Here is a 19,931-nt window from a genome sequence, read left to right as displayed (position 1 = left end):
CTTCCTATTTTTGCTGATCTCGTTTATACCAATTTATTAAATAATTTTCTTCTATTCGGCTACGCGAGCCATAACGTATCACGTTTAAATATCCATTATCATTTCGTTTAAACTGAATTCCCACCAACTTTCTAGAATTAATTAAGAAATAAATGGTGCGCTCGAAGGGAAACGAGCACGATACTTAAAACCCCAAAATACAGGCATTTTAAGCTAACTAAGGAAGTTTTTTAAGTACCTTCCCAACCCTTTTAAGAAAAAGCCGAAAAGTAGGATAAAATAGTAAAAAACTTAAGCTTTTTTAGTTGTTGTCGTAGATTTTAAGGCTAAGATAATTAACCTTTTTTAAACGGCTTAAGGTTTGAAAGCTTAAAGTTTATTACTAATTCATTCCCCGCTTTTGTTAGCAAGCATGATATCACAAAATTTTATTTTTTGCAAATTGGGTAAAAAAATGTTATTCCCTACCTCGGTCAAAGCGTAGCCGCATTTTTGAGTACTCCGAAAAAATCGGCGGAGCGTAAAGAAATACAAATTTGTTTTTCTCTCTTTCACTTTTAGGCGTCGCCCTCTCTTTAGGGAGAGGGCGCCGAATTACACATCTATGGGGGACTCGTCCCCCATACCCCCGGCGTTTTTTTTCAAGGATAAGAAAAGGGGATCAAGGAGAGTTTTTTGCTTTTTGGGTTTTGCATATATATCTTTATTATAATTATTAAGAAAACGCAAAAAATGCTCGCAAACGCCGTATTTCCAGACGCGCGCGAGCAGTCAGAGGTTAAAGTTTTAACCCGTTTTCGGGCTGATTTATTTGCGGAATGTAGCTTAACAATCCGCTTTTTATTCCGGCAAAAGAGTCGGCAGAAGGATATTCGCCTTTTAGGTAGCCGTCCAAGCTCTCAATTAAATACCTACCTTTCGGCTCAACATAAAGCATTCCCGAGCACACAAGCTCGGAGAGCAGTGCAGCCTGACCTTGAAAAAAAGATTCGTCAGAGGTTTTAACACCCACTTGATTCTTTTGTAGTTTTGCAATTTCGGAGTCTTTTTGCTTAACAAGGTCAGTAGCAGTTCTCAGGTCGGCTTTGAGATCTTTGTTTTGCTTTTGAAGGACGTCAAAAGTCTTCAGCAATGAGGCATTTTCGGCTCGAAGTGCATCAACGTCTACGTCGGGTTTGCTTGAGGCGGCGCCCAAAAAGACTTGAGCGATCTTGTTTTCTCGTAGAGCCTTCAGTTGTTCGTACACGTCTATTTCTTTTTTAACTGTGGCTTTTTTTAAAGCAGCTTGGGCATCCTTGATTGTATTAATCGCCGCTTGCCGAGTGGCAACAGCGTCGGCGACATAAGCTAAAACGTCCTCTTTTTTAAAATCGCCCAGTATAGTAGATCGTAGGCCATTCGATTTTATAGCTTTTTTCACTTCGTTATCGATTTTCGGGTGGTGACGCAGTTTTTTGATTTTTTCCTCAAAAAGTTTTACAAAGTCATCAACGCTAACATTATCAGTCGTTTTTTTAAAGGCAGCCAGTTCGTCCTTTAGCTTGGCGTTTTCATCCTCAAGCTTGGCGTAGCCGGGGCGGCTTGCTCCTTGTTCCTTTAATTCGTTTCTGGCAGCAAGGTTTGCGGCCTTTAAGGCCGCCTCTAACCCCTTGATTTTTGTTTTTGCCTCTTCCAATTCGTCTTTCGTAAGTTTCAACGCTTGTTTAATCGGCTCTTGAAGCTTCACGGCCTGCTTATATTGGCGCAGTGTCAAATGCTCCCGTCCGCTTATTCTTTTGTCAATCCCGCGTTCCATATTTAATACGCGGGCGACTTCAGTCTGAATATCGCGCATAAGCTGACGCTTTCCGCGCGTAATACGGTGCATACTATTTCCGTTTTCATCTAGCGAAATAAAAAGCACTTGAAAATGGGTGTTTTTAACGAATTGCCCCTCATCATTGAGGTGCCCCTCGTCCCGATGGATCGCACCATAGATCATGCGATATCCGGTTTTTTTTCGATTATTTTGGCGGCTTTTCGCAAGTCGTCCAAAGTATGATACTCCCGGGCGTTAATCGATGCCTCCCAAAATATTTTTTCCTCGTCAAATTGCGGCTTTTGATTATATTTTTTCACATACGTGGCGACTGCGTCGTCTCGCATTTTTTGCCCCAAATCTCGCGCCTCGGCAAAAGTATGCGTGTATTCGTTCTCGTGCAAATATTCAGGATGACAATCGTTCGGTAAAAACCCGCGGCGAAAATTATGCCAGCAATGCCCGGGTTTGGCAATGAGAATACTTACGCACGATTTAGCATTGTTATCCATTGATACCTCTTTCTATTTTGTTTTCTAGCATTTAGGCACTGTAACCCCCTTGCGGGGTTATCGGTGCAGATAATGCGCATTACATGCACCTACCCGCGAGGGGTAAGTGTAGAAACGCGCCCCACAGGGGGAAAGGCAGAGGTCAAACAGCCACGACATCGAACTTTTTGAGAAGTTCGGCATATTTGACCTTTTCCATGCCGATTTTTTCGAGTTCGGTTTTAGCCTTGTCCAAAATATTTTGCGCAGTCTTTTCCCGCTTTTCTAAGCTCTCGATTTGTTTTAGAAGCTTTCGCAACTCCTGTACTAGCTTCGCGTTTTCACTGAGAGGCTTTTTCTCTTGCGGTTTTTGATTCTGGCTCGAAGCTTGCGCTAGAGCGACGTTTGGGTTTGGTTTTTGAAAATTTTGTTCCATAATGGACTCCTTTTTTTTTGGAATTTTGTTTTAAAGATCATATCAGGAAAGCCGGTAATTTTTATTTAATTTTTCTATCGACGTCGGCACTAGTTCGGAAGGCGCAAAAAGGCAAGACTCGGGCTCTTTTTGCGCCTCGCTCTCTTTTGTTTTTTGCGGCACTTTTTCAAAATTTGCCGTGCGTTTTTTCGGGAAAAGCTGTCCTAATTTCTGGTATTTTTCGCGCAGGCTAAGCCCCCAATACTCCTCCGTATCCAAAAGCTCGTCAACTATTGCGTCGCAGGCTCTGCCCGAGATGTCGCCCATTAACCCCCGCTGCCATAATTCCGTATGCCAAGTTTCGTAGACTTCAACCTTCACCTGGCCCCAAAGTTCACGGTGCCGGTGGTAGTCGTATAACTGTTGAATATTGTCTGCGCCATATTCCTGCGCGAGTTTTCGATCTGCACGAGCTTGTTTTTGTTGCGCCCGTCGTTGCTCTTGATGTCGCTTATAGACGAAATTTAGATATGCATTTGCGCGTGACGGCGAAAGTGCAGGAGTCAGGCCGTTTTGATAGTTACTGAAAAGGAAGCGGATTAAGTGGATTAACCCCGCTTTGTTTTTTTGTTTCCGCGCAGCAATCTTTAGGACTTTTAGTTGTTTCTCGTTAAGAAAAACACGGCAGTTGCTGGCGTGATACCGATCGCCATTTTTTGCCCTCAAATCCAGATCAAGAGGTTTTGTGTTTTCTTTTTTCATGCTTTTTCTCGGCTTGCGAGTTTTCCTAATTGACGACGGGAATATGACGACCTTTTCCAAAATATATGGCGCTCTGTTTTCGGGCGACATTTCAGAGGATATCTTTGCGCGGTCTTTCTTAGTTCCAAAGGTGCTATTCCAAACTTCTAAAAGCCGGTTCATGAATACATCGATCTCGACGTATGCGTTCGGATAGCGTTTAGCCATTTTAAAGTTTTGCATACTGTGCAGGATTTTATGTTCTTGCAAGCCTTTAATCGAGTCACATTTATAGGTCTTTTTCTTGCCAGCCTCCCATTCGCTCGCGGTTTTCCTGAGCAGCTTCGAGACGTCATAGCCGATGACTTGTTCTACCTTTCGCTCTAAGTGCCACTCACCAGTCCCCTCCTTAAAGAGATACGAGGGTGACAAAACTTCGACCGATACGGCCTTGCGTGACAAGTGCGATTCGAGGAATGAGGCTATTTTTGAAAAATGCAAAGGCAGGCAAAAAATCATAGCGTGGACATGGGGCATTCCGCCACGGTGAGCCTCAAATACGTAGCTTACAAAAAGCGGATATCGTTTTAGCTCGCCCTCTATTAGATTGCGCAAGTATTGCCTTAAGGCTTCGGCAGCTTCGATTGCACTCATACGGCCGCAAGTGCCACGCTTTCTTATGCCTGAATTGTCCAGCGTGATTGCAATTCCTAAAGCGGTAAAGCCGATTTTTTCGAGGGTTTTTGAAATATCTATAGTTCGTAGGCGGACTTCTCGACCTATTGACGAGCGAGCAAGAAGCTCATCACCGATCACCTCGCCGTCATCTATGCTTAAAAATTTTCTATTTTCTAGCATACCGACCGCCGGAAAAATAGGATATTTTTTAGCAAAACTTCCCGAGATGTTTTATGTGCTGATAAGGTTATATTGGCTAATATTTCAGAGGTCGAAAGGTGAATGCTGTAAAAAGTTTCAACTAATTCGGCCCCGCTTCTTTTTTTACTCATAACGCCAACCCCAAAGACTCCAAGTAGTTAAACCACCACGTTATAACTTTTCGAGTCATAGCGATATTCGTTGATTTATTATAAACCCCTGCTACGCCGTGGATAGCGTGAAAAAGCGTGCGCTCGACCTCGTAAGGTATAAGCCCGTTTTGAGGCATATTTTCATGGCAAAATGTAGAGGCTATTTTCCTGAAGCTATGAAATACAAGGCAAACATTATCCCCTAACTTTTCAGAACAATAGTCGCCTAGCGCATTTGAGAGAGTCCCGTCGCTTAAAGGCTTGCCTTTTGTATTTCCAAAAAATAATTGACTTCCTTTAAGATTAAAACTCAATAGCCATTCGCCAACTTCACGCGGAAGTCCTAGATATTCATCGCCATTTGCTTTGGTTTTGTTTTCATCTTTTGGAAAATGTAAGTAAAATTCGCCGTTTTCATCAATTTTTAGATGATTTGCGGACATCTTTCGGACGTTTCCGACACGAAGCCCTATAGCCAAGCCCATTATTAGAGCTTTTTTTATAGAGGATATAGGACTGCGATAATTTAAAACATACGAGATTAAACTCTCAAGATCGGCTTGGTCGCTAATCCAACCATAACCTTCGCTAGGCGGGCAATCGTAGCTTTCTTTTAAGAGAATGCCGTCAAAAATATCTTTTTTTAAATGCCTCGCTTTCTAGCAAAACCCCAAAGCTGATGAACAAGCTCGCAATAATCATCAAGACTAGCGTAGAGTTTTTCGCGAAATATCTCATCGGCAATGTCTTGCAAATGTTTTCTTTCAATTTTTGAAATGTCCCTGTCGGCAAGCGCCCCAAGCCTTTTGTTAAAAATAGTTTTCTTTTTCTTGACGGTTGTTGCAGCAAGCAAAGGGCGAAAGGTTAGATATAACTCGAATACGCTTCGTAAAGTATTTTTGGAAGTTTTAGCAACGCTAGGAACGGCTAGCAAAAACTCATCAAGAGCTTTTAGCGCTTCTTTATAGGTCATATCGCCAAAACTTCCCAAATATTTAACTAGTTTTCCGTTTGTTGAATAATAGAAATCTTTTCGGTATTTTACATGCGTAGTGTTTTTTTGTGAAGCTTTTTAATTTTCAGACACAAGCTCGTATCGGTAAGCATTTGGCGACTTTCTTTTTTATCGCTTGGGAGCTTGTAATCACGAATAGCGTCGTCAGGCGCAACTTTAAAGTTTAGCTGTTGAGTGAGTTTCATTTTCGACCCCGCTTTTAATTTAATTATAAAAACTTTGAGGCCTACTTGCCGGGATTTGCTTAAAAAAACTTCCCAAAAACGCTTGGGAAGTAAAGTTGGGAAGTTTTAGGGCGTTAAATTTGATAAATTTCGCGTTTAACGGTTTTCGTTAGTTAAATAAAAGCATGAATTTTGGGGATTTTTATCGGTTTTGTAAGTATCGTGGTGCGCTCGAAGGAATTCGAATCCCTGACCTTTTGAACCGCAATCAAATGCTCTATCCAGCTGAGCTACGAGCGCACTTTAAAAGAAATATGAAGTATAGCCAAAGGTTTCTTAAATCTTTCATAAATTTTGACATTGTTGCAAAAATTTTACATTTTTACATCCCCTACTACATCAAATTCGCCGCAAGCCTATAAAATTTCAAATTTGTGCGCCAAATTTGCCGCATTTAACCATCTATAAAAAATCTTTATGTTATCTTACGCAACAAATTTAATTAAAAATAAGCGTGCCTGGCTACCGAGCATTAAAATATACAAATAAGGTAGAGCAAGCTAAAAATTTAATAGCAAAAACAGTAAAGATAGCAAAAAGAGCAAATTTAAAGACGGTACGCAAAGTTCGTACTCTAAAAAAGCAAATTTCAAGCATCAGCAAGCAAAAAAGAGTAAAATTCAAGAAACGATAAAGAAAGGAAAGCCAAGTGATACATAAAATTTTGATCGCAAACCGCGGAGAGATCGCCGTTCGCGTGATCCGCGCCTGCAAAGACCTGCACATCAAAAACGTCGCCATTTACACCAAGCCCGACCAAGACTGCCTGCATGTCAAGATAGCCGACGAGGCCTATCAGATCGGCATCGACCCGATCAAAGGCTACCTAGACGCCAAGCGCATCGTCGAGGTCGCAAAAGCTTGCGGCGCGGACGCCATACACCCGGGCTACGGATTTTTGAGCGAAAACTACGAATTTGCCAAAGAAGTCGAGGATGCTGGGCTTGTATTTATCGGACCTACCGCCGATGTCATCCGCAAAATGGGCAACAAAAACATCGCTCGCTACCTGATGAATAAAAACGGTATCCCTATCGTGCCCGGCACCGAAAAGCTAAACAACGAAACGATAGAAAATATCAAGCTCTACGCCGAACGTATCGGCTACCCCGTCATCCTAAAAGCTAGCGGCGGTGGCGGCGGACGCGGTATCCGCGTAGTGTGGAAAGAAGAGGAGCTAGAATATAGTTTTGAAAGCTGCAAGCGCGAGGCTAAGGCGTTTTTTAACAACGACGAAGTTTTTATGGAAAAATACGTCGTAAATCCGCGCCACATCGAGTTTCAAATTTTAGGCGACAAATACGGCAACATCATCCACCTGGCCGAGCGCGACTGCTCGATCCAGCGCCGCCACCAAAAGATCCTCGAGATAGCGCCGAGTCCGACGATGAGCGAAAGTTTGCGAAAAAGCATGGGTGTGACCGCGGTCGCAGCGGCAAAGGCCGTAAACTACACCAACGCCGGCACGATCGAGTTTTTGCTCGATGATTACAACAACTTTTATTTTATGGAGATGAACACTCGTATCCAGGTCGAGCACGGCGTGACCGAGGAGATCACGGGCGTGGATCTCATTGTACGTCAGATCCGTATCGCTGCCGGCGAAATCCTCGACATGGAGCAAAGCGACGTCATCACGCAAGGCTTTGCGATCGAGGCGCGTATCACCGCAGAGGACGCATGGCAAAACTTTATCCCGAGCCCTGGCGAGATCACCGGCTACTACCCTGCTCTGGGACCTTCCGTGCGTGTCGATAGCCACCTATATAAAGACTATCAGATACCGCCGTTTTACGATAGCTTGCTAGCTAAGCTCATCGTGCGCGCCCCTAGCTACGATCTAGCGGTAAATAAGCTAAAACGCGCGCTGGATGAGTTTACGATCGAAGGCAGCGTCAAAACCACGATCCCGTTTTTGCTCAGCATCAGCAAGGAGCGCGACTTTAGGCGAGGATTTTTCGATACGTCATACGTCGAAAACAAAATGCCTACCCTGCTAGAAAAGATGAAAACCAAAGACAACGAGGATAACGAAGAGGTGATCGCCGCCATCGCCGCAGCGATACAAAGGGTAAAAGACGCTAGAAAATTTAAAGAGGAACACGCGAATGAATGATTTTTTCGATAGTTTAAAGGATATAAAAAAAGAGCTGCAAAAAGAGCAAAATGCAAATTTGAGCTCAAATTCAGCCGCCAAAAATGTCGCAAAGCAAAATTTAAAGCCTGAGCCAAAAACTTTCAGCAAAGAAGAAGCCATCGCGCACAAAGAGCAAAATTTGCGTGACGAGTTTCTAGCCTACGTCAAGGACGCGGATATCAAAAAGTGCTAGTCGTGCCGTTTTCCACCTTGCCTAGCCCCTGCCCCTACCTCAAGGACAGGGACTCGCGCATGGAGTATCGCTACATAGACGGCTGCGACTTTGCCGTAAACGACGCTCTAGCTAGGCGCGGCTTTAGGCGCTTTGGCAAATATTTCTCCAAGCCAAACTGCGCGGGTTGTCGCGAGTGCGTAAATATCAGGGTCGATGCGCTAAATTTTAAATTTAATAAATCCGCCCGCCGTACGATACGCAAAAACGAAAACACCAAAATCATCCTCACAAAGCCGCTCATAGACGACGCGCACGTGGCGTTATACAAAAAATATCATAAATTTATGCAGCAAAAGCGCGAGTGGAAGTACTACGAGCTGGACTTTCGCCGCTACTATGAGCTCTACGTCGCAGGGCATGCGGAGTTTGGCAAGGAGATTGCGTATTTTGCCGGCGGCCGGCTCATCGGCGTCGATCTCGTCGATATCCTTAGCGACGGTATCTCGGCGGTTTATTGCTATTACGACCCGGATTTTGCAGATCTTAGCATCGGTAGATACTCGCTCTATCAGCAAATTTTATTAGCCAGGCAGCTAAATTTGCGCTGGATATATCTAGGCTACTACGTCAAAGACTGCCCTAGCCTAGCCTACAAGGCCGACTACAAGCCCTACGAGCGTCTGTGCGAATACGTCGCGCTAGACGAAACGCCCGTGTGGGAAAAAGCGGAATAAAAAATGCTTTCAAGTGCGTTTTATAAAGGCAAAATTTGATAAAAGTAAGTCAAAATCTAGAATCACTAAGCATAGAAACATCAGACGCCGATCTGTTTTTCGAGCTACAAGCGCTCATAAAGCGAAACTTCGCCAAGACGCTGGGGCAAAAAGGCAAAGTGATGTCGTTTTACGACGAAAATGAGAAGGTTCAGCGCAAATATTTCGTCAAATTTCTAAAAAAACTTTGCCAAAGATACGAGCTAAAAAACGTGAATCTAAACTTCGCCGAGTATAAAACCATCAAACTCCACTACATCCAACCAAACTCGCTCAAAGCCATGGTTTTCGTCGATGTCGCCTTCGTGCGGGGCGGCGCGATATTTAGCTTCGATCGCTCAAATGAAGCCTTCATCTCGCACATAATTAGAGGCTTTGAGTCAAAGCAAATTTTATCCGCCGAGGGTCAAATCGTCCTAAATATCGCAAATTTGGGCGAGTGCGAGCGTCTAGAGGAGCTATTTAACAAAAGCGAATATATGAAATTTTCGATCATCTTTAACTATAACGAAGAGGAATTTGAAAATTTTAAAAAACAAATCAAAATCTGCGCCAAGAAAAACGAGGCCAAATTTGCTGCTCTTGCTAGCCTTTTCGAGGATCATTTTACGGTGCTTGGATGCGATAAAAACGATAGCTTCGAGGATGTGCGAAACCGCTATCTGGAGCTAGTTAAAGCCTATCACCCCGACTTTCACGCCGCGCTTAGCCCCGAGCTTTTGGACGAATACAAAATGCAGTTTCAGCGTATCCAAAACGCTTATGAGAGCTTGAAGCCTTATTTTAAAGAGCTTGAGTCGGGAGCGGTGGAATAAGATTTAAATTTAGACTTTAGCATAAAAAATGTAATTTAGTAACCGTTTAATTGTACCCTGAAAAATCACGCAAACTATAGCCGTAATTAACGCATAAGGACCTATAAATAACATCAAAATCAAAGAAATAATAAGATTAAAAACGTAAAAGTAACTATCGCCGTTGCTATCGTCGAAAAATATATCTATAGGCGTTATTTCAATATTTTGATCGCAAGGAATAAGCCTTAAACAGCGAAATAACCAAAAAATCGGTATAGCCAAAATCACACCGAAAAATAAACCTCTCATGATGTTGTCCATGCCGGGAGCGATGCCCTCAATCAAATAAGTACTCGCAATGCCTAAAAATAGGACAAAAATGATAAAAAATATGCGCTTCATATGGATATTTTAAATTTTCTAGACTTAAAAATCAAGAGAAATACGATACTAGCCCCGCCAAACCCCCAGCTTAAATTTAAAATTTACGTTCAAATTTGCTTCGCACTTGGCAAATTTGACCCACTCCAAGCGTCAAATTTTACTTACCGGATTGCAGCAGATAGGTCTTTTTGCGCTCGCTGGAGCTACCGATATTTAGCGCGAGCCGGTACTTGGTTATCGTGCGGCGGACGACCTCGACGTTAAATTCCTTCTTTATAAACTCCAAAATTTTTAGATCGCTAAGCGGCTTGGCGGGATTTTCGTTGCGGACAAGATTTGCCACGAAGTCCTTGATGGCCTTGTTTGAGACGTCATCGTCGATCGCGGCGGAGAAAAAGCTCTTTATAGGCACGAGCCCGCGCGAGCACTCGAGGTATTTGTTTGAGATACCGCGCGAGATGGTCGATGGGTTTCGCCCTAGATCCTCGGCGATGTCCTTTAGGCGCATAGGTTTGATGTCGCCGCCAAAAAAGTAATCATACTGATACTCCACTAGCATGAGGGCGATCTTTCGCAGCGTGGCTTTTCGCATGTCAAGCGCGTCTATGAGGTCTTTAGCTTCCTTTACGCGCGAGGCGACGAAGCTTTCTTTTTCGTCAAGCCCCTCGACGTCGATGACGATCTCTGGGTAAAAATCGTCGTTGATGCGCACCTCGATACCGCCCGAGCTCGTGTCGATGACGATGTCTGGGATGATCGCCGCAGCCTCGCTCATATACTCGATCGCGGGCGGATTTTTTAGCCTCTTGATGACGGCGAGCGCTTCATTATAGAGCGGGATTTTGCGCATTTGGGAGAGATTTTCGAAATTTAACGCAAGCTTTTTAGCGCTTTCAAAGAGCTTCTCGTCCAAATTTAGCTCCTCAAGCTGAAACAAAAAGCTCTCCTTGTAGTCCTTTGCACCGATGCCTGCGGGCTCAAGGTAGGCAAAGCGCTTGCGCACCGACTCGATCTCCGCCTCGCTAAATTCGTCAAAGACTTCAGGCTCGTAGTAGCCCTCCTCGTTTATGCACTCGATGATTTTCATCGCGATTTTTTGGGATTTTTCGGTTGGAAACAGCGGCTTATCTATCTGCTCGATTAGCTTGTCGTAGAGCCCGGTTTTAGCCACGCTAAAGCTTTCGATACTATCAGTTACGCTATTTTTTGATATTTCTTTGAAGAAATTTTTATCTTTTTTGGATGGCGCGGCGCTTGGTAGCTCGCTTAAATTTCGCTGCTGCACGCTAGCGAACGGATTATCCGCTAAAAACGGCTCAAGCGTCTCCTTTAGCTCCTCGACGCTGCTGCTTAGTATCGGCAGCCACGAGCGCAACGTGTGCGAGAGCTTATTTTTGGGAGCTTGAGTTTGCTTTAGCATTATTCTACAAATTTAAACTCTTCGCCCAGATAGTGGGTGCGTACGAGTTTGTTGTTCGCGACTTCGTTCGCGCTGCCACTAGCTAGCAGGCTACCGTCCTTGATGACGTAGGCTCGGTCGCAGATGGCTAGCGTCTCGCGGACGTTGTGATCGGTGATGAGCACGCCGATGCCAAGCTTCTTTAGGTCGCGAACGATACCTTGTATATCGCTAACGGCGATCGGATCAACGCCGGCAAAAGGCTCATCCAGAAGCAAAAATTTAGGCGTGATAATGAGGCTTCTAGCGATCTCGCAGCGTCTGCGCTCGCCGCCGCTTAGGCTCACGCCCTTTCGCAGGCGTATCGGCTCGATATTTAGCAAATTTAGCATCTCATTTACTTTTTTCTCGCGGACGGCTTCGTCTTTATATAATATCTCGGCGCCGAGCAGTAAATTTTCCTCGACGGAGAGGTCTTTAAATATACTTGATTCTTGCGGCAGATAGCCGATACCCATATGCGCACGCTTGTGTAGCGGCACCTTCGTCACGTCCGCGCCGTCTAAAAACACGCTACCGCTAGAGGGCGAGATGAGCCCGCATATCATATAAAACGTCGTCGTTTTACCCGCGCCGTTTGGACCTAGCAGCCCTACTACCTCGCCGCTTTTGACCTCTAGCGAGATACCTTTTATGATGTTTGTTTTTTTGATAGTTTTTTGTAAATCTTTAACTTCTAATTTATGCACCGTAAACCTCGTATTTTCGCCCTTTTTGGCTAGGCGAGATGACTACCTTGACGCACTTTTCGCCCAAATTTTCTAGCGCCTTTTCCAGTCGCTCGTCGCCCCACTCTACCAGGTGAAGCCCCTCCTCTAGCAAATTTTCAAAAAGTCCGTTTTGTAAAATCGCGTCAAGTCCGTTTTGATAGATATCGTAGTGATAAATTTTATCTCCATAGCTTTGCATGACCGAAAACGTGGGCGAAGTAACCTCCGTATCGATGCCGCGAGCCTTTACGATGGCTTTAACTAACGTCGTTTTGCCGCTAGCTAAATTTCCCTGCAAGATAACGACGCCGCTTTGGGGTAAAATTTTTACTACCTCGTCAAGCTCACCTAGTCCCAAATTTAGCTCTATCATAGCTCTTTTACGTATAGCGCTTGGGCTGATTTTGGGATACTTTTGGTCTCCGGGATCGCTAGCACTTCGTAGCGCGCCTCTCTCGTTAAAAATTTGATCGTAATCACGTCGCCGATCTTGACCTCTTTAGCCGGTTTAGCAACGACGCCGTTTACGCTTACGACGCCGCTTTTGCACATATCTTCGCTGACTGCGCGCCTTTTTGTTATATTTACGGTATTTAAAAACTTATCTACTCTCATGGCGGCGATTTTAGCCAAATTTGGCTTAAATTTTTAATTCCTCGCCGCCGCATATTAAATTTAATGTAAATTTGACGTTTAGCGCACGCGTTTTTAGCGGAGATATTTATAACAAATTAATCAAATTTGGCTAAAATACGCGTCATCTCAATATAAAGGATAGAGAATGAAAAAAGATGTGAAAAAAGTCGTTCTCGCCTATTCGGGCGGACTTGATACAAGCATTATTTTAAAATGGCTGCAAGACGAGTATAAATGCGAAGTGGTGACCTTTACTGCCGATATCGGTCAGGGCGAGGAGCTAGAACCCGCACGCCAAAAAGCGCTGGAGCTTGGCATAAAACCCGAAAATATATTTATAGAGGATTTAAAAGAGGAATTTGTGCGAGATTTTGTATTTCCGATGTTTAGAGCAAATGCCGTTTATGAGGGCGAATACCTACTAGGTACCTCGATAGCTCGCCCGCTGATAGCTAAAAAACAAGCCGAAATCGCCGCCAAAGTAGGCGCCGACGGCGTAAGCCACGGAGCAACCGGCAAAGGCAACGACCAAGTGCGCTTTGAGCTAGGCTACTACGCGCTGGGAGATAACCTAACCATCATCGCTCCTTGGCGCGAGTGGGATCTAAACAGCCGCGAAAAGCTACTAAAATACGCCAAAAAAAACGGCATCAAGATAGAAAAGAAACCGGGCAAAAGCCCCTACTCTATGGACGCAAATTTGCTCCACATCAGCTACGAGGGTCTAGTGCTTGAAAACCCTGCTCACACTCCAGAAGCTGATATGTGGCGCTGGACGGTAAGTCCAAAAGACGCGCCAAACGAAAGCGAAATAATAGAAATCGGCTACGAAAAAGGCGATCCCGTTAGCATAAACGGTAAAAAAATGAGTCCAGCGACGCTACTAGCCGAGCTAAACCGCCTAGGCGCAAAGCACGGTATCGGCAGGCTCGACCTCGTCGAAAACCGCTCGGTCGGCATGAAAAGTCGCGGTTGCTACGAAACTCCGGGCGGTACGATAATGCTAAAAGCTCACCGCGCGATCGAGAGTATCACGCTAGACCGCGGCGCGGCACACCTAAAAGACGAGCTGATGCCTCGCTACGCCGAGCTCATCTATAACGGCTACTGGTGGTCGCCTGAGCGTATCATGCTACAAGCGCTCATCGACAAGAGCCAAGAGAACGTAAACGGCACGGTCAAAGTCGAGCTCTACAAAGGCAACGTCATCGTGTTAGGACGCGATAGCAAAACGGACAATCTCTTTAGCGAGGCGTTTTGTACGTTTGAAGAGGACAGCGTGTTTGATCAAAAAGACGCAAACGGATTTATCAAGCTAAACGCGCTTAGATTTATCATCGGGCGCAAAAACGGACGCAAATTTAACTAAATAAAGGACAAAAATGAAAGTACTACTAATAAAAGACGTAAAATCGCTCGGGAAAGCCGGCGAAATCAAAGAGGTAAAAGAAGGCTACGGAAATAACTTCCTAATCGGAAAAGGCTTTGCTAAAGCTGCGACTCCCGATGTTTTGCGCCAGTACGAAGCCGAGCAAAAACGTAAGGCCGAAGAGCTAAAATACGAGATCGCAAATATAGAAAAGCTAAAATCCGAGATCGAAAAAATCACGCTCAAGGTTAAAAAGCCGCTCGGAGCAAACGGCGCGCTATTTGGCGCAGTGACGAAGGATGAAATTTCAGAAGCTTTAGAAAAAAATCATCATTTGGTCGTAGATAAAAAGGCGTTTGATTTCGCGCACACTATAAAAGCGACAGGTATCTACGAAGTGGACGTCAAACTCGGCCATGCCGTGCGCGCTACGCTAAAACTAGACGTCGAGGGCGAATAAATGTTTCACGCGACTACCATTTTAGCCTACAAAGGCAAGAACAAATCAGTCATCGGCGGCGACGGACAGGTGAGCTTTGGCAACACGGTGCTAAAAGGCAATGCGGTAAAAATCCGCAAAATCCACGGCGGCAAGGTCCTGGCGGGTTTTGCCGGCAGCACCGCCGATGCGTTTAATCTCTTTGATATGTTTGAAAACAATCTTGAGCACGCCAAAGGTGACCTGCTAAAAGCGGTGATCGAATTTAGCAAAGAGTGGCGCAAGGATAAATATCTGCGCAAGCTAGAAGCTATGATGCTAGTGCTTGATAGAGAGAAAATTTTCCTTTTGAGCGGAACTGGAGACGTCGTAGAGCCAGAGGACGGCAAAATAGCCGCTATCGGAAGCGGCGGCAACTTCGCCCTATCCGCTGCCCGCGCACTTGATAAATTTGCCCAGATCGACGAAGAGGAGCTCGTAAAAGAAAGCCTAAAGATCGCTGGCGAAATTTGCATTTATACAAACACGAACATAAAAACCTACGTTTTAGAATAGAGGAAAGATGAATTTAACCCCAAAAGAGATAGTGAAATTTTTAGACGATTACGTCATCGGGCAAAAGGACGCCAAAAAGATCATCGCCATCGCGCTGCGAAACCGTTACCGCAGGATGAAACTAGATAAAACGATGCAAGATGATATCATGCCAAAAAACATCCTAATGATAGGCTCGACTGGCGTAGGTAAAACAGAGATCGCAAGGCGTTTGTCAAAGATGATGGGCTTGCCGTTTATCAAAGTAGAAGCTAGCAAATACACCGAAGTGGGCTTCGTCGGACGCGACGTTGAAAGTATGGTGCGCGACCTGGCGGCCGCGTCGGTAAATTTGGTTAAAGCCGAACAGCGCGAGAAAAACCGCGAGAAAATCGATGAATACGTAAAAGATAAGATAATAAAAAAGCTCCTGCCGCCTCTACCAACGGGTGCAAGCAAAGAGAAAAAAGCCGACTACGAAAAAAGCTACGAAAAGATGATGAGTAGGCTCGAAAACGGCGATCTAGACGATCTAAGCATCGAGATAGAAGTCGTACAAAATAGCTTTGACGCAGGAGCCAATGTACCGCCCGATATGGCGCAAATGCAAGAGAGCTTCGTCAAAATCATCGGCCTAAGCAACAAAACCGTCAAAAAAGAGATGAAGGTAAAAGATGCCAAAGAAGCGCTCAAAAACGAAGCTAGCGATAAAATTTTAGATATGGAGAGCATCAAAACCGAAGCCGTGCGAAGAGCCGAGAACGAAGGCATAATCTTTATCGACGAGATCGATAAGGTCGCAGTAAGCTCCGGAAACTCGGGCAGGCAAGATCCGAGCAAAGAAGGAGTACAGCGCGACTTGCTACCTATCGTGGAGGGCTCGACGGTGACGACCAAATTTGGCGCCATAAAGACCGACCATATCCTTTTTATCGCTGCGGGAGCTTTTCACATCAGCAAGCCAAGCGATCTAATTCCGGAGCTTCAGGGGCGTTTTCCGCTGCGAGTCGAGCTTGATAGTTTAGATGAAAATGCGTTGTATCAAATTTTAACTCAGCCTAAAAATTCGCTACTCAAACAGTACGAAGCGCTTTTAAAGACCGAAAACGTGGAGCTTAAATTTACGGATGATGCCATAAAAGCTATCGCAAAAATCGCTCAAAACGCCAACGAAAAAATGGAAGATATCGGCGCCAGACGCTTACACACCGTGATCGAGCGTGTGATCGAGGATATCAGCTTTGAGGCCAACGAGCACGGCGGCGAAACGGTAGAAGTAGACAAAGCCCTCGTAGAAAAGCGCCTATCAGACGTCGTCGAGGACCAGGATCTAGCGAGATATATCTTATGAAATCAGGCTTTGTAAGCATCATTGGTCGCACGAATGCAGGCAAAAGCTCGCTTTTAAATTTTTTGCTTGATGCGAAGATCACCATCGTCTCGCACAAGCAAAACGCCACGAGGCGCAAGATCAGCGGCATCGTGATGAACGGCGAGGATCAGATCGTTTTTACCGATACGCCGGGGCTTCACGAAAGCAACAAGACGCTAAATAAACTAATGATAAACGAAGCGATAAAATCGATGGGCGACTGCGAAGCGATCGTGTTTTTGGCGCCCATTCACGACGGCATATACGACTACGTCAAATTTTTAAATTTAAATCCACAAAAACCACATATCTTGGTGCTCACCAAGGTTGACGAAGTCTCAAACGCCAAAGCGCTTGAAAAAATCGCGCAATATCAAAAATTTCAAGATAAATTTACAGCGCTTTTGCCTTTTAGCGTCAAAAAGCAAACCTATAAAAAGCCGCTTTTGGATGAAATTTGCAAGCTTTTGCCAGAACACGAGTATTTTTACGATCCGGAATTCTTAACGCCGACAAACGAGAAGGAAATTTTTCGTGAATTTATCCTAGAGGCACTCTATGATAATCTAAGCGACGAGATCCCCTACTCTACCGACGTGCTCATAGATAAAGTCAAAGAAAAACCAGATATAACTGAAATTTATGCCACCATAATCACCGAACGCGAGATGCATAAATCTATGATTATCGGAAAAAATGGTCAAACTATCAAAAGAATCGGGATAAATTCAAGAAAGTTAATATCAAATTTTACCGGTCAAAAAATCCTCGTAAAGCTCGTTGTAGTCGTCAAAAAAGACTGGCGCAAAGACGAAAAAACTATAAAAAGCTTGAATATTTTATAAATAATTATTAAGTCATATATTTTTATGGTATAATAAATGCGGCAAGTTGCCCAGTATAGGGCAAAACTAACTTAGAATTTGAAGTTTATATTGAAGGATGCTTAAAAATGGCAAAAAATAAAAATGAAGTAGCAAACATAGTAACACATGATCCGTATTTGCAAACTTCATATGCCTTTTCAGGTAATAAAATTTCCCAAATAGACCTAAGCAAAGCAAATAAAAATAGTTTTTTTATGTCGTATATCAAATATAAAGATATCATGTCGGGTAGTGTAGAAATACCGCTATCAACAGACGAGGATGATATATCAAATTTAATAACAATCAAGGTTTATGAGCAGTTTGGTCTAGATCCGTCTTCTGAGTATAAAATTGTGTATAACGAAACTTTAGGCATATCGTCTGAAACTAAAATTTTTAACGTATTTATATCTGACATTTTATCAACCGATCAATTATTCGCTTTGGCTCTTAAAAAAATTCCATATATAGACTATGTGGTGGCCGCCCCGCTAATGTTTCATGCGCTTTATAAAAAAAATATGCTTTCAGCCCAAAATACCGATGCTTTCGTGGTGTTGCAGGATGATGATGCTTTTATAGCTATTTATCAAAGTGGAGAGTATGTTCAATCAAGACCGCTTAGGTATTCAATAAAAAATATTAGCGAGAAATTTGCTACTTTAAGCGGCGATAAGCTAAATGATAATGTTTTTTTAAATATCATAAAAAATGGAACAAATACTCAAGATGATAGAAGTAGGGATTTTATAGTTGAAATATTTGATGAGATTTCCTATTACATAGGAGATTTAATAAATAGCTTAAGTCGCTTTGTGGGATCAAATGTTTCAAATATAAATTTAGTAACTGACGTAAAAATGGGTAATTTTGCAGAATTTATACAAGAAAAAGTAAGTATACCCACTAATTACCTTGATCTAAATATTGCCATAAATTCAAAAGAAGTTGAAGTTGATAATATTCACAATATTATGGCAATCAATTCACAATATTACAAAGAAACACAAGAAAACGATTTTAACTTTTCCAATTTTCTGCGACCACTACCACTATTTCAACGCAATAGCGGTAAATTAATACTATATACACTACTTGGGCTACTAATTGGATTACTATATCCATTGTATCTTTATGTGTCAGGAATTATTACCGACGTAGACACTGCTGATAAAAAAAGCGAATATGAAATCAATAATGCTGATAAAATAAGGATAGAAGGGGCAATAGCAGCCCTTGAACAACAAATTTCAGGTGTATCAAAATCTATCGAGGAAGAACAAGTTGTAATTGATTTTAGAAAAAACACTATTAAAGAAATTTATGACAAAAAAGTTAGCTATCCAATGAAAGGCGTTGTGTTGTTTGAACTCAGTAATTTAATAAACAACAAGGACATACAAACCGCAAAGATAAATAACTCAAATAGAGATATGAAAGTTACGCTAATAAGTAAAGATGAAAAAAAATTAACGGAGTTGATGCAAAATATAAATACCTCCGATAAATACTCTATATTAACAAAAGAAATTTTATTAGATAAAAAATATGGGGCGCCCTCATATGAAACAAATGTTACTATAAAGATTAAATGATGAAAAAAGATAATACACTCACAAAAATCGATAACTATTTTGATGAAAAGAAACCAAGCGAAGTTACAATTATGCTATTTGCCGCCCTTGTCTTGTCTGCCGTGATAGTATACTATGGGATTATACCGTATGTACAAGATTACTATGATGAATCCATAAGGGAAAATGATCGAATAACCCAGGATCTAAATAAGGTAAACTCTTATTTGAGTACCGTTAGCCAAGGTGACGATAGAAATTTTATGATAAATAAAAAACAAAATGAGTTATTACAACAGCAAAATAAGCTTGCCGATGCCCAAAACATGAATCAATATTTTGATAATAAGTTAAAAGAGCTATCATATCTAATTTTTAACGAACAGAGTTGGGCTGATTTTTTAGATAATTTAGCATTTTTAGCAAATAAGAATAATGTTAAAATAACAAAAATCATAAATACCTTTAAAGAACCCAATGCGCAGAAAATAGAGCAAGTACTTGATGTAAATATATCTGTCGACGGTGATTATAGGGATATCGTAAGCTATATAAATGCTATTGAAGAATCAAAATTGGTAGTAGATGTGAATAATATAGATATAAATTCTACCAATGGTAAACTAAAAGGGAATATGGGAATTTACATATGGGGGATGAAATATCAATGAGATCTTATACTTTGTTTTTTTTAGCGATATTTTGCTCTATATCCATGGCGGATAATTCTCAAGAAGAGATAGAGCATTATAATCAGTTATTCGGCGCGATAAATGAGCAACGCAAAGGCTTAAATGAATCCGAACTAAAAACCATATCCGATCCTTTCTTAAAAACAAAAGCCGTTAGCATTGAAAATAACAATAATGTTTCGGATAATCAAACTTTTGATTTGCAAGCAATATTTAGCAATAAAGCTAAAATTAGCGGACATTGGTATCGAGTAAAAGATCTCATTGATATTTCATCCCCCATATGTAAATTCCCA

At 42.7% G+C, this 19,931-nt stretch carries 22 protein-coding genes and 1 tRNA gene; 12 read left to right on the top strand and 11 right to left on the bottom strand.

The genetic code is table 11. From position 1 onward, the window contains the following. Positions 1-778 precede the first annotated feature (778 nt). From Q0386_RS08600 to Q0386_RS08570, 7 genes are all read right to left on the bottom strand, one after another. On the bottom strand, positions 779-1,981 hold the full coding sequence (locus Q0386_RS08600; protein ID WP_299029818.1) for a mobilization protein: 1,203 nt from the start codon (positions 1,979-1,981) through the stop codon (positions 779-781). Continuing rightward, complete coding sequence (locus tag Q0386_RS08595) at positions 1,978-2,310, bottom strand: hypothetical protein (protein WP_299029815.1); 333 nt, start codon at positions 2,308-2,310, stop codon at positions 1,978-1,980. Before Q0386_RS08595 ends, Q0386_RS08600 begins: the two co-directional genes overlap by 4 nt. Before the next feature lie 142 nt (positions 2,311-2,452). Beyond that, positions 2,453-2,725, bottom strand: a complete 273-nt coding sequence (locus Q0386_RS08590; protein WP_299029812.1) for a hypothetical protein — start codon at positions 2,723-2,725, stop codon at positions 2,453-2,455. 42 nt (positions 2,726-2,767) lie between these two features. Then, entirely contained in the window at positions 2,768-4,303 is a 1,536-nt protein-coding gene (locus Q0386_RS08585) for a hypothetical protein (RefSeq protein ID WP_299029809.1), read from the bottom strand. Between the two features lie 148 nt (positions 4,304-4,451). Continuing rightward, a complete protein-coding gene (locus Q0386_RS08580; protein ID WP_299029821.1) occupies positions 4,452-5,048 on the bottom strand; it encodes a tyrosine-type recombinase/integrase in 597 nt (198 codons plus the stop codon). Between the two features lie 71 nt (positions 5,049-5,119). Next, on the bottom strand, positions 5,120-5,467 hold the full coding sequence (locus tag Q0386_RS08575) for a hypothetical protein (protein ID WP_299029806.1): 348 nt from the start codon (positions 5,465-5,467) through the stop codon (positions 5,120-5,122). A 411-nt stretch (positions 5,468-5,878) separates the two neighbouring features. Continuing rightward, a tRNA-Arg gene (locus Q0386_RS08570) sits at positions 5,879-5,955 on the bottom strand. Positions 5,956-6,364: 409 nt separating this feature from the next. Between Q0386_RS08570 and Q0386_RS08565 the strand changes: the two genes are divergently transcribed. From Q0386_RS08565 to Q0386_RS08550, 4 genes are read left to right on the top strand one after another with little or no spacing between them, the layout of a single operon-like run. Beyond that, positions 6,365-7,831 (top strand): acetyl-CoA carboxylase subunit A, encoded by a 1,467-nt coding sequence (locus tag Q0386_RS08565; protein ID WP_299029803.1) that lies wholly within the window; start codon positions 6,365-6,367, stop codon positions 7,829-7,831. Next, positions 7,824-8,045, top strand: a complete 222-nt coding sequence (locus Q0386_RS08560) for a hypothetical protein (RefSeq protein ID WP_122867930.1) — start codon at positions 7,824-7,826, stop codon at positions 8,043-8,045. Before Q0386_RS08565 ends, Q0386_RS08560 begins: the two co-directional genes overlap by 8 nt. Beyond that, the gene (locus tag Q0386_RS08555) at positions 8,039-8,761 is read left to right on the top strand and encodes an arginyltransferase (protein WP_299029798.1); all 723 of its coding nucleotides are present in this window, start codon (positions 8,039-8,041) and stop codon (positions 8,759-8,761) included. The genes Q0386_RS08560 and Q0386_RS08555 overlap by 7 nt, the downstream gene beginning before the upstream one ends. A 35-nt stretch (positions 8,762-8,796) precedes the next feature. Beyond that, positions 8,797-9,615: an adenylosuccinate lyase gene (locus Q0386_RS08550; protein ID WP_299029795.1), complete on the top strand. Its 819-nt coding sequence runs from the start codon at positions 8,797-8,799 to the stop codon at positions 9,613-9,615. 523 nt (positions 9,616-10,138) lie between these two features. On the opposite strand, the gene Q0386_RS08545 is transcribed toward Q0386_RS08550, so the two are convergent. Genes Q0386_RS08545 through Q0386_RS08530 form a run of 4 tightly spaced genes read right to left on the bottom strand, consistent with a single transcriptional unit; the run spans position 10,139 to position 12,765 of the window. Beyond that, entirely contained in the window at positions 10,139-11,401 is a 1,263-nt protein-coding gene (locus Q0386_RS08545; RefSeq protein WP_299029792.1) for an RNA polymerase factor sigma-54, read from the bottom strand. After that, positions 11,401-12,129 (bottom strand): LPS export ABC transporter ATP-binding protein, encoded by a 729-nt coding sequence (gene lptB, locus Q0386_RS08540; protein ID WP_299029789.1) that lies wholly within the window; start codon positions 12,127-12,129, stop codon positions 11,401-11,403. The genes Q0386_RS08545 and lptB overlap by 1 nt, the downstream gene beginning before the upstream one ends. Continuing rightward, positions 12,122-12,523 (bottom strand): tRNA (adenosine(37)-N6)-threonylcarbamoyltransferase complex ATPase subunit type 1 TsaE, encoded by a 402-nt coding sequence (tsaE, locus tag Q0386_RS08535; protein WP_299029786.1) that lies wholly within the window; start codon positions 12,521-12,523, stop codon positions 12,122-12,124. Before tsaE ends, lptB begins: the two co-directional genes overlap by 8 nt. Beyond that, a complete protein-coding gene (locus Q0386_RS08530) occupies positions 12,520-12,765 on the bottom strand; it encodes a S4 domain-containing protein (RefSeq protein ID WP_124851202.1) in 246 nt (81 codons plus the stop codon). Before Q0386_RS08530 ends, tsaE begins: the two co-directional genes overlap by 4 nt. A 166-nt stretch (positions 12,766-12,931) precedes the next feature. On the opposite strand from Q0386_RS08530, the gene Q0386_RS08525 reads away from it, so the two are divergent. From Q0386_RS08525 to Q0386_RS08490, 8 genes are all read left to right on the top strand, one after another. Further along, positions 12,932-14,155, top strand: coding sequence for an argininosuccinate synthase (locus tag Q0386_RS08525; protein WP_299029783.1), 1,224 nt, complete (start codon positions 12,932-12,934; stop codon positions 14,153-14,155). 13 nt (positions 14,156-14,168) lie between these two features. Continuing rightward, positions 14,169-14,615 carry a 50S ribosomal protein L9 gene (rplI, locus tag Q0386_RS08520; protein ID WP_002945216.1) on the top strand — a complete coding sequence of 149 codons (447 nt, stop codon included), beginning with the start codon at positions 14,169-14,171 and terminating at the stop codon, positions 14,613-14,615. After that, positions 14,616-15,149, top strand: a complete 534-nt coding sequence (hslV, locus tag Q0386_RS08515; protein ID WP_299029780.1) for an ATP-dependent protease subunit HslV — start codon at positions 14,616-14,618, stop codon at positions 15,147-15,149. It begins immediately after the preceding gene. Between the two features lie 7 nt (positions 15,150-15,156). Next, positions 15,157-16,479: an HslU--HslV peptidase ATPase subunit gene (hslU, locus tag Q0386_RS08510; RefSeq protein ID WP_299029777.1), complete on the top strand. Its 1,323-nt coding sequence runs from the start codon at positions 15,157-15,159 to the stop codon at positions 16,477-16,479. Next, positions 16,476-17,345, top strand: a complete 870-nt coding sequence (gene era / locus Q0386_RS08505) for a GTPase Era (protein ID WP_299029774.1) — start codon at positions 16,476-16,478, stop codon at positions 17,343-17,345. Before hslU ends, era begins: the two co-directional genes overlap by 4 nt. Positions 17,346-17,452: 107 nt before the next feature. Next, on the top strand, positions 17,453-18,964 hold the full coding sequence (locus Q0386_RS08500; RefSeq protein ID WP_299029771.1) for a hypothetical protein: 1,512 nt from the start codon (positions 17,453-17,455) through the stop codon (positions 18,962-18,964). Further along, positions 18,964-19,614 (top strand): type 4a pilus biogenesis protein PilO, encoded by a 651-nt coding sequence (pilO, locus tag Q0386_RS08495; RefSeq protein ID WP_299029768.1) that lies wholly within the window; start codon positions 18,964-18,966, stop codon positions 19,612-19,614. The genes Q0386_RS08500 and pilO overlap by 1 nt, the downstream gene beginning before the upstream one ends. Beyond that, on the top strand, positions 19,593-19,931 hold a 339-nt coding region (locus Q0386_RS08490), incomplete at its 3' end, for a hypothetical protein (RefSeq protein ID WP_299029765.1). The genes pilO and Q0386_RS08490, both read left to right, overlap by 22 nt.

The organism is uncultured Campylobacter sp. (assembly GCF_938045625.1).
In the GTDB taxonomy this organism is placed as follows: Bacteria; Campylobacterota; Campylobacteria; order Campylobacterales; family Campylobacteraceae; genus Campylobacter_A.
The sequence above is the reverse complement of the archived record's forward strand: the minus strand, read 5'-3'. Positions and strand labels throughout refer to the sequence as shown.

Bases quoted from the DNA above. Each gene is read 5' to 3' on its own strand.
- Q0386_RS08600 (WP_299029818.1), bottom strand. From the start codon at position 1,981: ATGATCTATGGTGCGATCCATCGGGACGAGGGGCACCTCAATGATGAG.
- Q0386_RS08595 (WP_299029815.1), bottom strand. From the start codon at position 2,310: ATGGATAACAATGCTAAATCGTGCGTAAGTATTCTCATTGCCAAACCC.
- Q0386_RS08590 (WP_299029812.1), bottom strand. From the start codon at position 2,725: ATGGAACAAAATTTTCAAAAACCAAACCCAAACGTCGCTCTAGCGCAA.
- Q0386_RS08585 (WP_299029809.1), bottom strand. From the start codon at position 4,303: ATGCTAGAAAATAGAAAATTTTTAAGCATAGATGACGGCGAGGTGATC.
- Q0386_RS08560 (WP_122867930.1), top strand. From the start codon at position 7,824: ATGAATGATTTTTTCGATAGTTTAAAGGATATAAAAAAAGAGCTGCAA.
- Q0386_RS08545 (WP_299029792.1), bottom strand. From the start codon at position 11,401: ATGCTAAAGCAAACTCAAGCTCCCAAAAATAAGCTCTCGCACACGTTG.
- tsaE (WP_299029786.1), bottom strand. From the start codon at position 12,523: ATGATAGAGCTAAATTTGGGACTAGGTGAGCTTGACGAGGTAGTAAAA.
- Q0386_RS08530 (WP_124851202.1), bottom strand. From the start codon at position 12,765: ATGAGAGTAGATAAGTTTTTAAATACCGTAAATATAACAAAAAGGCGC.
- Q0386_RS08525 (WP_299029783.1), top strand. From the start codon at position 12,932: ATGAAAAAAGATGTGAAAAAAGTCGTTCTCGCCTATTCGGGCGGACTT.
- rplI (WP_002945216.1), top strand. From the start codon at position 14,169: ATGAAAGTACTACTAATAAAAGACGTAAAATCGCTCGGGAAAGCCGGC.
- hslV (WP_299029780.1), top strand. From the start codon at position 14,616: ATGTTTCACGCGACTACCATTTTAGCCTACAAAGGCAAGAACAAATCA.
- hslU (WP_299029777.1), top strand. From the start codon at position 15,157: ATGAATTTAACCCCAAAAGAGATAGTGAAATTTTTAGACGATTACGTC.
- era (WP_299029774.1), top strand. From the start codon at position 16,476: ATGAAATCAGGCTTTGTAAGCATCATTGGTCGCACGAATGCAGGCAAA.
- Q0386_RS08500 (WP_299029771.1), top strand. From the start codon at position 17,453: ATGGCAAAAAATAAAAATGAAGTAGCAAACATAGTAACACATGATCCG.
- pilO (WP_299029768.1), top strand. From the start codon at position 18,964: ATGAAAAAAGATAATACACTCACAAAAATCGATAACTATTTTGATGAA.